The 13,474-nt window shown below is 74.0% G+C and carries 14 protein-coding genes; 6 read left to right on the plus strand and 8 right to left on the minus strand.

Annotated features, from left to right (window positions below; translation table 11 throughout):
* Genes lnt through DQ238_RS11780 form a run of 3 tightly spaced genes read left to right on the plus strand, consistent with a single transcriptional unit; the run spans position 1 to position 3,084 of the window.
* Complete coding sequence (gene lnt, locus DQ238_RS11770) at positions 1-1,632, plus strand: apolipoprotein N-acyltransferase (protein ID WP_113781469.1); 1,632 nt, start codon at positions 1-3, stop codon at positions 1,630-1,632.
* On the plus strand, positions 1,629-2,414 hold the full coding sequence (locus DQ238_RS11775; protein ID WP_113781470.1) for a polyprenol monophosphomannose synthase: 786 nt from the start codon (positions 1,629-1,631) through the stop codon (positions 2,412-2,414). Before lnt ends, DQ238_RS11775 begins: the two co-directional genes overlap by 4 nt.
* Positions 2,415-2,454: 40 nt before the next feature.
* Positions 2,455-3,084, plus strand: coding sequence for an FxsA family protein (locus DQ238_RS11780; RefSeq protein WP_113781471.1), 630 nt, complete (start codon positions 2,455-2,457; stop codon positions 3,082-3,084).
* A gap of 150 nt (positions 3,085-3,234) precedes the next feature.
* On the opposite strand, the gene DQ238_RS11785 is transcribed toward DQ238_RS11780, so the two are convergent.
* The 3 genes from DQ238_RS11785 to DQ238_RS11795 form a co-directional block, all read right to left on the minus strand.
* The gene (locus DQ238_RS11785; RefSeq protein WP_113781472.1) at positions 3,235-3,579 is read right to left on the minus strand and encodes an RNA polymerase-binding protein RbpA; all 345 of its coding nucleotides are present in this window, start codon (positions 3,577-3,579) and stop codon (positions 3,235-3,237) included.
* A gap of 237 nt (positions 3,580-3,816) precedes the next feature.
* The gene (locus DQ238_RS11790; protein ID WP_113781473.1) at positions 3,817-5,169 is read right to left on the minus strand and encodes an MFS transporter; all 1,353 of its coding nucleotides are present in this window, start codon (positions 5,167-5,169) and stop codon (positions 3,817-3,819) included.
* A 163-nt stretch (positions 5,170-5,332) separates the two neighbouring features.
* Positions 5,333-6,109, minus strand: coding sequence for a glycerophosphodiester phosphodiesterase (locus DQ238_RS11795; RefSeq protein ID WP_199506297.1), 777 nt, complete (start codon positions 6,107-6,109; stop codon positions 5,333-5,335).
* A 449-nt stretch (positions 6,110-6,558) separates the two neighbouring features.
* Here DQ238_RS11795 and DQ238_RS11800 point away from each other — a divergent pair, with 449 nt between their 5' ends.
* On the plus strand, positions 6,559-6,978 hold the full coding sequence (locus DQ238_RS11800; protein ID WP_233495900.1) for a hypothetical protein: 420 nt from the start codon (positions 6,559-6,561) through the stop codon (positions 6,976-6,978).
* 24 nt (positions 6,979-7,002) lie between these two features.
* On the opposite strand, the gene DQ238_RS11805 is transcribed toward DQ238_RS11800, so the two are convergent.
* From DQ238_RS11805 to DQ238_RS11815, 3 genes are all read right to left on the minus strand, one after another.
* On the minus strand, positions 7,003-7,239 hold the full coding sequence (locus DQ238_RS11805; protein ID WP_113781474.1) for a hypothetical protein: 237 nt from the start codon (positions 7,237-7,239) through the stop codon (positions 7,003-7,005).
* Between the two features lie 684 nt (positions 7,240-7,923).
* Positions 7,924-8,298 (minus strand): type II toxin-antitoxin system VapC family toxin, encoded by a 375-nt coding sequence (locus DQ238_RS11810; RefSeq protein ID WP_113781475.1) that lies wholly within the window; start codon positions 8,296-8,298, stop codon positions 7,924-7,926.
* Positions 8,295-8,540 (minus strand): type II toxin-antitoxin system Phd/YefM family antitoxin, encoded by a 246-nt coding sequence (locus DQ238_RS11815; protein WP_113781476.1) that lies wholly within the window; start codon positions 8,538-8,540, stop codon positions 8,295-8,297. The genes DQ238_RS11810 and DQ238_RS11815 overlap by 4 nt, the downstream gene beginning before the upstream one ends.
* 107 nt (positions 8,541-8,647) lie before the next feature.
* Here DQ238_RS11815 and DQ238_RS11820 point away from each other — a divergent pair, with 107 nt between their 5' ends.
* Positions 8,648-9,013 carry a VOC family protein gene (locus tag DQ238_RS11820; protein WP_199506298.1) on the plus strand — a complete coding sequence of 122 codons (366 nt, stop codon included), beginning with the start codon at positions 8,648-8,650 and terminating at the stop codon, positions 9,011-9,013.
* 55 nt (positions 9,014-9,068) lie between these two features.
* Here the strand turns inward: DQ238_RS11820 and DQ238_RS11825 are convergent, their stop codons facing one another.
* Positions 9,069-9,641 carry a LysE family translocator gene (locus DQ238_RS11825; RefSeq protein ID WP_199506299.1) on the minus strand — a complete coding sequence of 191 codons (573 nt, stop codon included), beginning with the start codon at positions 9,639-9,641 and terminating at the stop codon, positions 9,069-9,071.
* Positions 9,642-10,233: 592 nt separating this feature from the next.
* Between DQ238_RS11825 and DQ238_RS11830 the strand changes: the two genes are divergently transcribed.
* Positions 10,234-10,941, plus strand: coding sequence for a M50 family metallopeptidase (locus DQ238_RS11830; RefSeq protein WP_113781477.1), 708 nt, complete (start codon positions 10,234-10,236; stop codon positions 10,939-10,941).
* A gap of 76 nt (positions 10,942-11,017) precedes the next feature.
* On the opposite strand, the gene DQ238_RS11835 is transcribed toward DQ238_RS11830, so the two are convergent.
* Positions 11,018-13,381: a glycoside hydrolase family 65 protein gene (locus DQ238_RS11835; protein WP_113781478.1), complete on the minus strand. Its 2,364-nt coding sequence runs from the start codon at positions 13,379-13,381 to the stop codon at positions 11,018-11,020.
* Positions 13,382-13,474 lie beyond the last annotated feature (93 nt).

Raw genomic sequence — 13,474 nt, forward strand, 5'->3', positions numbered from 1 at the left:
GTGCCGCCAGCTGCAGGGTCCGGCACCCTCGACCGCCCGCCGGCCGCGGCCGAGGCGGCCCTTCCGGCGCGGCGGCGCCGGCGCGGCCCCTGGCGCACGCTGCTGGCCGCGGCCGGCGGGCTGCTGCTGCTGTTCGCCTTCCCCGCCTGGTCGCTGTGGGAGCTCGCGCCCCTCGGCCCGGCCGCCCTGGCCTTGGCCGTGCACCGGCAGCGGGCCCGCGCCGGAGCGTGGCTGGGCCTGGTCTTCGGCCTGTGCTTCTTCGTGCCGCTGCTGTCCTGGAGCGGGGTCTTCGTCGGCGCCTTCCCCTGGCTGGCCCTGGCCACCTCCCAGGCGGTGTTCCTCGCCGCCCTGGGCGCCGCCACCGCCGCGGTCGGCCGGCTGCCGGGCTGGCCGCTGTGGACCGCGGCGCTGTGGGTCGCCGCCGAGGCGCTGCGCGGCCGGCTGCCCCTGGGCGGCTTCCCGTGGGGCCGGCTGGGCTTCAGCCAGACCGAGGGCCCGTTCCTGGCTCTGGCCGCCTACGGCGGGGTGCCGCTGGTCGGCTTCGCCGTCGCCCTCACCGGCACGCTGCTGGCCGCGGCCGTGCTGCGCCTCACCCGGCGCGGCGCCCGCCGGGGCCCGCGGGTGCGCGGCGCGCTGGCCTGCCTGGCCGGGGCGGTCGCCGTGCCGCTGCTCGGCGGGCTGGCCTGGCTGCCGCTGCCCGGGGCCGCGCTCACCGCGGGCGGCCCGACCCGCACCGTCGCAGTCGTCCAGGGCGACGTGCCCCAGCCCGGGTTGGAGTTCAACGAGCGGCGGCGGGCGGTGCTGGACAACCACGTCACCCGCACCCTGGAGCTGGCCGACGCCGTGGCCGCCGGCGAGCAGCCGCAGCCGGACCTGGTCGTCTGGCCGGAGAACAGCTCCGACATCGACCCCTACCGCAACGCCGACGCCGCCGCGCAGATCAGCCGGGCCGCCCGCGCGGTCGGCGCGCCGATCCTCGTCGGCGCCGTCGTCGACGGCCCGGGCCGTTTCGTCAGCAACACCGGCATCGTCTGGGACCCCGCCACCGGGCCCGGCGAGACCTACGTCAAGCGCCACCCGGTGCCGCTGGCCGAGTACGTGCCGGCCCGCGGCTTCTTCCGCGTCTTCAGCGACCAGGTCGACCTGGTGCGCCGCGACTTCACCGCCGGCACCGAGGTGGGGCTGCTGGACGTGGGCGGCGCGCGGGTCGGCGACGTCATCTGCTTCGAGGTGGTGTACGACGGGTTGGTGCGGGACGTGGTGCGCGCCGGGGCCGGGATGGTCGTCGTCCAGACCAACAACGCCACCTTCGGCTACACCGACGAGAGCGCCCAGCAGCTGGCCGCCGGCCGGGTGCGGGCGGTGGAGTTCGGGCGGACCGTGGCGGTGGCCTCCACCAGCGGCATCTCCGCCCTCATCGCGCCCGACGGCTCCCTGGTCGCCCGCTCGGGCCTCTACCAGCCCGCGGTGTTCGTCGCCGAGGTGGCCCAGCGCGACTCGACCACGCTCGCCGAGCGGCTCGGCGCCGTCCCCGAGTGGACGCTGGGCGCGCTCGGCGCCGGCGCGCTGCTGGCCGTCGCCGTCCCGGGCACCGCGCGCCGGGGCACCGCGCGCCGGCGGAGGGGCCGATGAGCGGGGTGCTGGTCGTCGTCCCGACGTACAACGAGGTGGAGAACCTCGAACCCATCCTGGAGCGGCTGCACGCGGCCGTTCCCGGCGCGCACGCCCTGGTGGTCGACGACGGATCACCGGACGGCACGGGGGAGCTCGCCGAGAAGCTGGCCGCGCTCGACCCGCGGGTGCACGTGCTGCGCCGGGCGGCCAAGGCCGGGCTGGGCCCGGCGTACGTGGCCGGTTTCCGGTGGGGGCGCGAGCTCGGCTACGACGTCCTGGTCGAGATGGACGCCGACGGCTCGCACCACCCCGAGCAGCTGCCCGACCTGCTGGCCGCCCTGGACGACGCCGACCTGGCCCTCGGCTCCCGCTACGTGCCCGGCGGCCGGGTGGAGGCCTGGCCGGTGCACCGGCTGCTGCTCTCCCGCGCCGGCAACCTGTGGACCCGCTGGTCGCTGCGGCTGCCGCTGGCCGACGCCACCGGCGGTTTTCGGGCGGTGCGGGCGCGGCTGGTCGACCGGCTGCCCTTCGACGAGGTGGCCAGCCAGGGCTACTGCTTCCAGGTCGACTGGGCCTGGCGGGCCGTGCGCGCCGGGGCCCGCGTGGTGGAGGTGCCGATCACCTTCACCGAGCGGGAGTTCGGCCGGAGCAAGATGAGCGGTTCGATCGTTGCAGAGGCGTTGGTACGGGTCACTTGGTGGGGCCTGCAGGACCGGCTGGCCGACCGGCTGCCGGACCGGGTCCGCCACCCCGTACCGGGACGGGTCCGCGACGGCGGGCGGTCGAGCGCGGTCCGGTAGGCGGACCGGGGCCGCCGGACGGGACGGGCCGAGGAGAGCCGTGGGACGCCGCGTGCGCGTGCTGGCCGGGTTGGGCGCCCTGGCCGAGGTCGTCGTCTTCGTGCTGGTCGCCGGCTGGATCGGGCTGGGCTGGACCCTGCTGGCCGCCGCCGCGACCACCGTGCTGGGCGCGGTGCTTCTGGCCCGGCAGGGCACCCGGGCGCTGGCCGAGCTGCGCGAACGGATGAAGGACCCCGCTGCCCCCCGCAGTGGCCCCGTCCCGGGTCGGCCGCCGGGACGGGCTCTCGGCGACGCCGGGCTGGTCGCCGCCGGCGGCCTGCTGATGGTGCTGCCCGGCTTCCTCGGCGACCTGGTCGGCCTGCTGTGCCTGCTGCCGCCGACCCGCCCGCTGGTGCGCGCGCTGCTGGGCCGGTCGCTGGCCTCCCGCCTGCCGGTCGCGCTGCGCGGCCCGGTGCCGGTGCGCAGTTCCCGCGTCGAGGGCGTGCCCTCCGCCGCCCGCCCGTACCGGGCCGGGCCGTTCGGGGCGACGGCGTCCCGACGCGCCGGGCGGGGCCCGGTCATCGAGGGAGAGGTCATCGAGGGAGAGGTCATCGAGGGAGAGGTCGTCGAGGGAGAGGTCGTCGAGGGAGAGGTCGCCCGCGAGGAGCCCTTTCCGCACACCCCGAGGTGATCACGGGGGTGGTGCAGGTACACCCGGCGTGTCGGCGCGTGTCTCCTGCACCACCCCCGTGATCGCCCCATCATCGCCGACGTCCGGTCGGAGACGCGCAACGGCCCCGGTGGGCAGTCCCACCGGGGCCGTTCGGTACGTGCAGGTCGCTCAGCTGGCGCGGGTGCGCCGGCCGCGCAGCACCTCCAGGCGCTCGGCCAGCACCTCCTCGAGGTCCTCCACCGACCGGCGCTCCAGGAGCATGTCCCAGTGCGTCCGCGGCGGCTTGACCTTCTTGGGGGCCGGCTCGACGCCCCCGACGAGCTTGGCGGCCGACCCGTCGAACTTGCACTCCCAGGTGTCGGGCAGCTCGGCGTCGTCGGCGAAGGGCACGGTGAACAGGTGGCCCGACGGGCACCGGTAGTCGGCGTACTGCCGCTCGATCGGCGCGGTGTTCCGCTCGGTCTCGTAGCTCACGCTGCCCAGTCGGCTGCCCCGCAGGGACCGCTCGGCCATGGCACACCGTCCTCTCGTGCTGGTGGTGTCGGTCGGTCGTCGACGTCGCTGGGCGGGGGTACCCACCCGGGGAGGGAGTCGAAAAGACCAACGACGGATTCCGCGGAGGAATTCCGCGGAATCGGTTCTCCATCATCGCATGGAGTGGTATACCCACCCGCCGGCACCCCCGGGAGGGTGGGTCGGGGCCGGGCGGGCCCTGCGGAGCGCCGTTGCGCGGGAGCCGCGCCGGCGCGGTCACAGGCGCTCCGGTGGGGTGTTGCCCGCCGCGACCACGGCGCGGCGGATGGGCAGGGCGGCGAGTGCGACGAAGCCGGCCACGAAGAAGACGACCAGGCTGACGATGGCCAGCCGGTAGGAGCCGGTCAGCTGGTAGGTCAGCCCGAACGCCAGCGGTCCGAGCCAGCTGGTCCCGCGGTCGCTGATCTCGTAGAAGCCGAAGTACTCCGCCTCCTTGCCGGCCGGGATCAGCTGGCTGAACAGCGACCGTGACAGCGCCTGCGTGCCGCCCTGCACCAGGCCGATGACGGCGGCCAGCGCGTAGAACTGCCCCACCGCGCCCGCCTCGAGGAAGAACGCGGCGACCAGCACGGCGATCCAGGCCACCAGAGCCCCCAGCACCACGCGCTTGGCGCCGTACCGCCCGGCCAGCCGCCCCAGGCCCAGGGCGCCGGCGACGGCCACCACCTGCACCATGAGGATGGCGCCGGTCAGCACCGACTGCTCCAGGCCCAGCTCCTCGGTGGCGTAGGTCGCCGACAGCGAGATGACCGTCTGCACGCCGTCGTTGAACAGCAGGTAGGCGCCGAGGAACCACAGCGTCAGCGGGAACGCCCGCATCTGGCGCAGCGTCGCGGCCAGCTGCCGGAAGCCGCTGCGCGGCCGCGCCCCGGCGTCGCGCACCGGACGGTCGCGCAGCCGGGACAGCGTGAACCCGGTGAAGGCCCCCCACCACAGCCCCGCCGTCGCCAGGCAGATGCGCACGGCCTCGCCCGTGGTGAGCCCGAGGGACGGCGCGGCGAGCACCAGGCCCAGGTGGACGGCGAGCAGCAGCGCTCCGCCGACGTAGCCGAACGCCCAGCCCCGGCTGGACACGGCGTCCCGCTCGTCGGGGCCGGCCAGGTCGGGCAGCCACGAGTAGTACACGACCGTGGCCGCGCCGAAGCAGATGTTGGCCAGCACGAACAACGCCGCGCCCAGCAGGTAGCGGCCGTCGGCGACGAAGAACAGCCCGGTGGTCGCCAGCGCGCCCAGCACGGCCGCCCCGCCGAGCAGAGCCCGTTTGCGGCCGGTCCGGTCGGCGACCGCGCCGGTCAGCGGCAGGACCAGCACCTGCAGCACGACCGACAGCGACAGCACGTAGGAGAACCAGCTGCCCGGGGGGATGGACAAGCCCAACACCGCCAGCCGGCCGTCGGGCCCGGCGCCGTCCTCGGCCACCGAGGTCAGGTAGGGGCCGAGGAAGACCGTGGTGACGCTGGTGTTGAACACCGACATCGCCCAGTCGTAGGAGTACCAGCCCAGACGCTCGCGGCGCAGGGCCCGGTCGACGCCGGGCGCGGTCGGCCCGGTGGCCGAGGCGGTGGTCACCGGCGCAGCGTGACAGCCGGTGGGGGAGCGGTCCACCACCGGCCCGGTCCGCGCCGCTCAGGCGATGTCGTCGCCACCGCCACCGAGTGAGTCGACGTCGCCGATGGGGTCGGGCGCCAGGCGCGGATGCGGTCACCGAGGCAGCTGGCCAGCGCCGACCCGCTCATCGGGGCACCCACTGCCCGCGCCTCTCCAGGATCCCGCGCAGCATCGCCGGACGGTCGGTCATCACCCCGTCCACGCCGAGGTCGAGCATCGCCGTCGTCTCGGCCTCGGTGTCCACCGTCCACACGTGCACCTGCAGGCCGCGGGCGTGCGCCGCGGCGATGAACCGCTCGTCGACCAGCGCCCGCCCACCCAGCTGCAGCGGCACCTGGGCGCACCCGGCCGGGATGCGCACCAGCCCGGCCGCGCGGGGGGAGTAGGAGGACAGCCGCAGCGCCGCCACCCCCCGTGGGCCCAGCGAGGTGCACACCGACGGGCCGAACACCCGCCGGGCGGCGGCGATGCGTGCGTCGGAGAACGAGCCCAGGCAGATCCGGTCGGTCACGCCCAGCCGCCGCACCACCCCGGCCAGCGGAGCCAGCACACCGGCGGCCTTGATGTCGAGGTTGAACCGCACATCGGGCCAGGCGCCGAGCAGCTCCTCCAACCGCAGGATCGGCTCCCGCCCGCCGACGCGCGCGGCGGCCACCTCCGCCCACGGCAGTTGGTCGATCCGGCCGCAGCGGTCGGTGACCCGGTCGAGCGTGGCGTCGTGGAAGACCACCGGCACCCCGTCGGCGGTCACCCGGACGTCGGTCTCCAGGTACCGGTAGCCCATGGCGACGCAGGCCTCGAACGCCGGCATCGAGTTCTCCAGGTGCTCGATGGCCCCACCGCGGTGGGCCATCGCGATCGGGGTCGGCCCGTCGAGGAACGCATACCGGACGCCGACCACGGGCGACACGCTAACGCCGGTCGTCCCCTCCCCGGTCGAGGCCTCGGTGCCGCTGTCCAGGGCGGCCGGCAGCACGGCTGTCGGCCGCTGCGGCACCGGCGTGGTGACCTGGGCCCACAACCGTCCGGCGCCTTCGCAGCGGTCCTCTCCACTCGGCTCGGATCGGGGCGGGGCCCTCGTCGTCCGCAGCGCCCGCGGACCTGCCGATGACGGTGTCGCCCACACACGGCGCTGAGCACCCCGGGCCTCGATCAGCCTGGTGTATCCGTTATCCCCAACTGTGAAACCACAACACTCACAGGGACCCTCACACCAGAGGAGCGACAAGCCGAACTCACAACGACGCGCAACCGAACGACCTTGCCGGTGACGTCCACCCCGACCGGATGGTGGGGGAGTGCCAGGCGTGTCCTCCGGTCCTGTCGGTACCGCGGTCTACCGTGCGCTCCGTGGCCGAGCGACACGTGAAGCGGACGACGGACGAGGAGGCATCGACCGGGGCCGGGCTGCCCAGCCCCCGGCGGGGGAGCGGCACCGAGCGCCGCTGCGGCTGGTGCCGCCGGGTGCTGGCGCAGCAGGGTTCGGTCGGCAGGCCGCGCCAGTACTGCGGCCAGGCCTGCCGGCAGCGCGCCTACGAGCAGCGCTCCGCGACGGCGCGGGCCGGCCTGTCCGGCGACGTCGTCATGGTCAGACGCGCTGAGCTCGACGGCCTGCAGGACCGGCTGTACCAGTTGCGCTGCGCCCTGGAGGACGTGCAGACCCTGCTCAGCGAGCGGCCCACCAAGGCCGAGCTGGAACGGTCCCTGGCCGACCTGGTCCGCTCGACCGGCCGGCTGGACAAGCTCTGGGTCTCCGAGCGCGCCGGCTGACCGTCCGTCCCCGCCGGCGCCCGGTCAGTTGTCCGCGTCGTCGTTGACGTTGCCCTGCTCGGCACCGCCCGAGGGGTCGGAGTTGTTCGGCAGGTTCTCGCGGTCGGCGTCCCCGGTGTCGACCTGCTGCTCGTTGCCGGTGTCGGTGGTCCCGTCGCCTTGGTCCCCGCTCCCGGCGGCTGCGCAGGCGGTCATCGTCGCACCGCCTCCGAACAGCGCCAGGGCGGTCATCAGAGCGGCGATCAGGCGTCGGAGTTGCATGGTTCGACCCTAAGCAGCACCCGGTCGGCCTGCCCGTCGAGACGCCGGGCTGCCGAGGGACACCACCCGTAATTCGTCACAGTGACGGAATGGAGGTCCGGGGGAGTGAATGCGGGGAGAGGGGCCACCGAGCGCGATTGGGGGGACCGTCGGGTTGCCGGCCATCGCGGACGCCAGCCGGCCAGCCGGCCGGCCAGCCGGCACAGGTGTGGTCCGACGGGTCGGCGTCGCGGAGTCCGGATTCCGGCGGACCGAGCCGACGCGGCCGAGGCGGAGGACCGCCGAGGAGCTCGGGGCGGACACCAGGTCACCGCACAGCGGCCGCAGCGACGTCCTGGTCCGCACCGCACTCGACGCCCGGGTTTGCGCCGTGGGCGGTGATCGGCCCAGCCCGTCGGGCGTCTCGGCCCGGCAGCCCGATCCTGGTCCGACCGGCCCTTCCGCCCATGCATCCCCTACGCCGATAATGCACATTATGTCAACTAAGAGAGCCGCGGTCCTCCTCCACGAGTTTCCTGCCGGATGATCCGGCAATTGGGTGGCACACCCGCGCGCTGTACGTGCTGCGAGGGGACGACCAGTCCCCTGCGTGAGCTCCGCGCCCTCGCTCACCGGTCTTCCTGGGCGCTCGGTCCCCGGCCGTAGGCGCCTGCGGACGACACGGGCTCGACATCCGGTTGCCGGTCAGGTGAGCGTGAGGACGTCGTAGTCGGCGAAGCGCCGGTCAGCCGTGACGAGGACGAACCTCCGCCGGAGCGCCTGGGCGATGAGCATCCGGTCGAACGGGTCGTCGTGGTGACGTGGGAGCGCGCCGACGGCGAGGCCGTCCTCCACCGTGATCGGCAGCGCGTCGAACCCGTGGTGCTCGATCTGATCGGCGAGGTCGGTGGGGACGGAGAGCTTGCCGAGCGCCCCCTTGATCACCACCTCCCAGGCAGAGACGGCCGACACCGCAACCGCGGTGCTCGGATCCGCGATCGCCTCGCGCATCGCCGAGGTCAGCCGGCGGTCGTCGACCAGCCACCACAGCAGGACGTGCGTGTCGAGCAGGAGCGTCACGAGGACGAGGCACCGCGGAAGGCGGCCAGCACGCTCTCCGGCGTCTCGTCGAAGTCCTCGGCGATGACCACGCGCCCGCGCCAGGAACCCGGCTCCCGCCGTTGCCGGGGCGCCGAAACGGGGACCAGCCGGGCGACCGGCTTTCCCGCCCGGGCGATCACCACGTCCTCCCCTCGCTCGACGGCCTCGAGCAGGCGGGACAGGTGTGTTTTGGCCTCGTGGACGTTGACGCTCCGTTCCATGACCCCAGGGTGCTGACTAAGCCGGACTAAGTCAACTAGCGGCCCGATGACTTCCCGGGTCTGCGACCGTCAGCACGGCGACCCAGCGTGGACCCCGAGGAGGATCTGTGCCCAGCAACGTCACCCCGATCATCGTCACCCGCGATCTCGAGCGGCTGGCCCGCTTCTACACCGGCCTGACCGGTGGCACGCAGAACACTCGCATACCCGAGGACGGGCCGGCGTTCTACCTGGGGCTTCAGGTCGGGAACTCCGAGCTGGGCATCGTCAGTGACGAGTCGGTCGAGCTCGGCAGCCCCGGCCGGGTGTTGATCAGCCTTGAGGTCGCCGATGTCGACGCCGCCCTGGCACAGGTCGAGCTCCTGGGCGGCCGAGCGCCGGCACCTGCGAACGACATGCCGTGGGGCCAGCGCGTCGCGCACGTGACCGATCCCGACGGCAACGCCGTCAACCTGACGACGACGACGGCCTGAGGCACGGCGACCCCTGCTCGCCCACCTCGCCACTCCGCGGGAGCCGGCCCGCGTCTCAGCGACCGGACGCCGCGACGCGCAGGCCGAGCGCGACGAGGACGGTCCCGCTGACCGCCTCCAGCCGCCGGCGGATCCGCGGCCGGCGGAACCAGGTCCCGGCCCGGGCGACGCCGGCGGCCAGCGCCAGGTACAGGCCGGTCTCCACGGTGACCTGCAGCAGCCCGAGCAGCGCCGTTCTGCCCAACACCGAGCCCTCGGCCGGGACGAACTGCGGATAGGAGGCGATCATCAGGACGGCGGCCTTCGGGTTGGCCAGCTGCACGACCAGGCCCTCGGCGAACACCGTCCACCGGCACCGGAGACCCAGTGTTGGTGTCCACTCCCCCGGCATCTCCGGCGCCCGGCCCACGTGACGCGCCGCCCGCCAGGCACGAACGCCGAGCCCCAGCAGCACCGCGGCACCGACCACCCGCAGCACCAGGTAACCGATCTTCGATGCGGCCACGAGAGCGGCGAGACCTGTACCCGCGAACAACGCCCACGCGTAGAGACCCAGTTCCACCCCGAGCGCGGTGGGCACCGCCCCTGCCAGACCGCGCAGCGCTGCTCGGCGGATGACGAGTGCCATGGATGACGAGTGCCATCGCCGGCCCCGGCGAGGCTGCGATGAGCAACACCGCGGTGAGGAAGACCGGCAGCGTCGACACCTCCACGGCAGGGATGCTGACGCTGGTCCTTCCCCATCGTCGATCGTCTTGGCTTCGTTGGGTTGGGCTGTTTGGTAGTGTCACGTGTATATGAGCTTTGTTAGGGATAACGGCTACTTGATCATGAACCCGATCGGAGGTCGGCGTGCGGCTACGATGGCTCGGACATCGGCAGGGCGGATGGATCCCGTGACCCCGTCACCGTGCCGGCGAGCCGCCGCATGGTGCGCCCAGCGGGTGCGTCGACCTCCTGCGTTTGGCGGTGCAGGGGCCGGCCGGCGCTCCCGGCGCTGCCGGTTGGGAGCACGGACGGCGGTGGACGCGGCCGCCGCCGCGCTCGGCCGGCGCCTGGATCGGCGTGTGCCGAGCTCCCCCCTGTTCTTCATCGTCTGGTGTGGTGATGGGTGTGTTGTATCAGTTGTTAGGGATAACGGAATGGGTAGAGGGTTGTCCCCCGGCGCGTCCCGGCTGGACGACGGCGGGCTCCCAGGTGGATGGGGTTGACTCGCCGCCGTGGACGTCGCCGAGCGCATCTGGACCCGCGTGACCACGCCCGTCCCCGAGCTGCCGACGACGGTCCTGCTCGGCGCGCTCCTCGCCGCCGCCGTCGTCGTCGCCACCCCGAGGCTGTGGCGGCCGGCCCGCACCGTGGTGACCGTCGCCCACGAGGGCGCGCACGGCCTGGTGGCGCTCGCGGCCGGACGGCGGCTGGCGGGCATCCGGCTGCACTCGGACACCTCCGGTCTGACCGTGTCCGCCGGCCCGCCCACCGGGGCCGGGATGGTGCTCACCTGCGCGGCCGGCCATCTCGGCCCCGCCCTGTTCGGGCTGGGCGCGGCCGCGCTGCTGACCGCCGGCCACGGCGTCGGCCTGCTGTGGGCGCTGGTGGGTCTGCTGGCGCTGCTGCTGGTGCAGATCCGCAACTGGTACGGCTTGTGGTCGGTGCTGGTCTGCGGCGCGGTGCTGCTCGCCGTGACCGCGTGGCTCTCAGCGGCGGGTCAGGCCGCCTTCGCCGCCGTCGCCACCTGGTTCCTGCTGCTGGCCGCCCCGAAGACCGTGGTCGAGCTGCAGCGCGCCCGCCGCCGGCGGAGCGCGCCGCACTCCGACGCCGACCAGCTCGCCCGGCTCACCCGCGTTCCGGCGCTGCTGTGGGTTGGGGTGTTCCTCCTCGTCGACGTCGGCGCGCTGCTGCTCGGCGGCTGGTGGCTGCTCGCCAGGTGACGTGCTGGAACGGCCCTTGGCCCCGTCCAGAGGCTCGTCCCGAGCTTGCGAGGGATGAGGAGGACGGGGTCCTTTCTCAGCGCCGGCCGCGTCGCCGCGGTGCCACGCCGTGCGGCTGGCACACCGGGTCGACCTGCGGCGCGGGCGGGATCTCGGCCACGACCTCCTTCTCGGCCACGGTGATCCGCCGGCCGTGGTGGTGGACGTCGAGCGGGTCGCCCTCGGTGAGCCGGTAGGTGGCCTGGGTCGGCGTCACCGTGACGATCAGGTAGCGGCCCTGGTAGTTGAGCCGGAACCGCAGCCGGGTGATCCGCTCCGGCAGCCGGGGGGCGAACTGCAGCCGCCCGTCGTGGTCGCGCATCCCGCCGAACCCCGCGACGGCGACCGTCCAGCCGCCGGCCAGCGAGGCGATGTGCAGGCCGTGACCGGAGTTGCCGTGCAGGTTCTGCAGGTCGGTGAGCGTCGCCTCCCCCCAGTAGTCGTAGGCCAGCGCCAGGTGCCCGGTCTCGGCCGCCACGACCGCCTGCTGGGCGGCCGACAGCGAGGAGTCCCGCACCGTCCGCGCCTCGTAGTAGGCGAAGTCGGCGACCTTCTCCTCGTGGGTGAAGGCGTCGCCGCGCAGGTGCAGCGCCATCACCAGGTCGGCCTGCTTGACCACCTGCTTGCGGTAGATGTCGTAGTAGGGGTAGTGCAGCAGCAGCGGGTAGCAGTCGGGCGGGGTGTGCGCGAAGTCCCACTCCTGGTGGTGGGTGAACGCGTCGGACTGCATGTGCACGCCCAGCCGCGTGTCGTAGGGCACCGCCACGAGGTCCGCGGCGCGCTCCCACTCCTCCACCTCGTCGTCGGTGACGTCCAGGCGGCCGGCCACGTCCGGCTGCCGCTTGACCGCCGCGGCCGCCTCCCGCAGGTTCCGCTGCGCCATGAGGTTGGTGTAGACGTTGTTGTCCACCACCGCGGTGTACTCGTCCGGGCCGGTCACCCCGTCGATGCGGAAGCCGTGCTCGGCGTCGAAGTGCCCGAGCGAAGCCCACAGCCGGGCGGTCTCGATGAGCAACTCGGTGCCGTGGTCGCGGTCGAACTCCTCGTCGAGGGTGGCGTTGTGGTACCGGACGACGGCGTCGGCGATGTCGGCGTTGACGTGGAAGGCCGCCGTCCCGGCCGGCCAGTACCCGGAGGTCTCCTCGCCGCGGATGGTGCGCCACGGGAAGGCCGCGCCGCGCAGGCCCAGCACCCGGGCGCGCTCGCGGGCCAGGTCCAGGGTCGCGTGTCGCCAGCGCAACGCGTCGCGGGCGGCGGCCGGGGCGATGTAGGTGAGCACCGGCAGCACGTAGGTCTCGGTGTCCCAGAAGGTGTGCCCGTCGTAGCCGGGGCCGGTGAGGCCCTTGGCCGGGATGGGCTGGCGCTCGGCCCGCAGGCCGGCCTGCAACAGGTGGAAGACGCCGACCCGCACCGCCTGCTGCAGCTCGTCGTCGCCCTCGATCTCCACGTCGGCGTGCTGCCAGTGCGCGTCGAGCACGTCGCGCTGCTCGCGCAGCAGCCGCTCGAACCCGGCCAGCTTCGCCGTGGACAGGGCGCCCTCGACCTGGTCGCGCAGCGCGGCCGCCGACCGCCGCGACGACCACCCGTAGGCGAGGTACTTGACCAGCCGCACCGACGAGCCCTGCGGCAGGCGGGCGGCGAGGGTGAAGCGGGCGAGGTCCTCCCCGGCCTCGATGTCCTCGGTGGAGCTGTCGGGGACGTCGACGACGTGGTCCATGCCGGCGGCCATGCGCAGCCGGCTGCGCCGGGTGCGGTGCACCAGCACCGCCCGGTGCCCGCGGGCCACGGCCATCTCCTGCACCAGCGGCCGGGCCAGGGCGGCGGCGGCGCGGGGGTCGTCGCCCTCCGTGCCGCTGTCGACCGGCTCGTTGGCCAGGAGGTCCGACTGCAGGGCGATGTAGAGGTCACCCTGCCCGTCGGTGCACTCGACGGTGTACTCGATGGCGGCGATGGAGCGGCGGGCGAGCGAGACCAGCCGGGTGCTGGTGACCGCGACCGTGCGCCCGTTCGGCGAGCGCCACTCGGTGGTGCGGCGCAGCACGCCGCGGCGCAGGTCCAGGGTGCGCCGGTGCTCGACGATCTCGCCGTAGTCCAGGTCGAGCGGGGTGTCGCCGACCAGCAGCCGCACCAGCTTGCCGTCGGTCACGTTCACCACGGTCTGCCCCTGCTCGGGGAAGCCGTACCCGGCCTCGGCGTAGGGCAGCGGCCGCTCCTCGAAGAAGCCGTTCAGATAGGTCCCCGGGACGACGACCGGCTCGCCCTCCTCGAACGAGCCGCGCATGCCGATGTGCCCGTTGGCCAGCGCGAAGACCGACTCGTGGACGGCGAGCGAGGCGTGGTCCAGCCCGATCTCGGTCAGCGCCCACGGCTCCACCGGGAAGCTCGGCCGGCCCTCGGTCATGACCACTCCTCGCCGTGCTGGATCGTGTCGGCAACGACGGTGCGGCACTCCCGCACCGCGCGCAAGCCCGCTCAGGTCCCCGCGGCGCGGCGC

Origin of the sequence: Geodermatophilus sp. TF02-6, from assembly GCF_003319115.1 — a bacterium.
Taxonomy (GTDB): Bacteria; Actinomycetota; Actinomycetes; order Mycobacteriales; family Geodermatophilaceae; genus Geodermatophilus.

Bases quoted from the DNA above. Each gene is read 5' to 3' on its own strand.
- DQ238_RS11805 (WP_113781474.1), bottom strand. From the start codon at position 7,239: ATGCAACTCCGACGCCTGATCGCCGCTCTGATGACCGCCCTGGCGCTG.
- DQ238_RS11785 (WP_113781472.1), bottom strand. From the start codon at position 3,579: ATGGCCGAGCGGTCCCTGCGGGGCAGCCGACTGGGCAGCGTGAGCTAC.
- DQ238_RS11825 (WP_199506299.1), bottom strand. From the start codon at position 9,641: ATGGCACTCGTCATCCGCCGAGCAGCGCTGCGCGGTCTGGCAGGGGCG.
- DQ238_RS11815 (WP_113781476.1), bottom strand. From the start codon at position 8,540: ATGGAACGGAGCGTCAACGTCCACGAGGCCAAAACACACCTGTCCCGC.
- DQ238_RS11775 (WP_113781470.1), top strand. From the start codon at position 1,629: ATGAGCGGGGTGCTGGTCGTCGTCCCGACGTACAACGAGGTGGAGAAC.
- DQ238_RS11835 (WP_113781478.1), bottom strand. From the start codon at position 13,381: ATGACCGAGGGCCGGCCGAGCTTCCCGGTGGAGCCGTGGGCGCTGACC.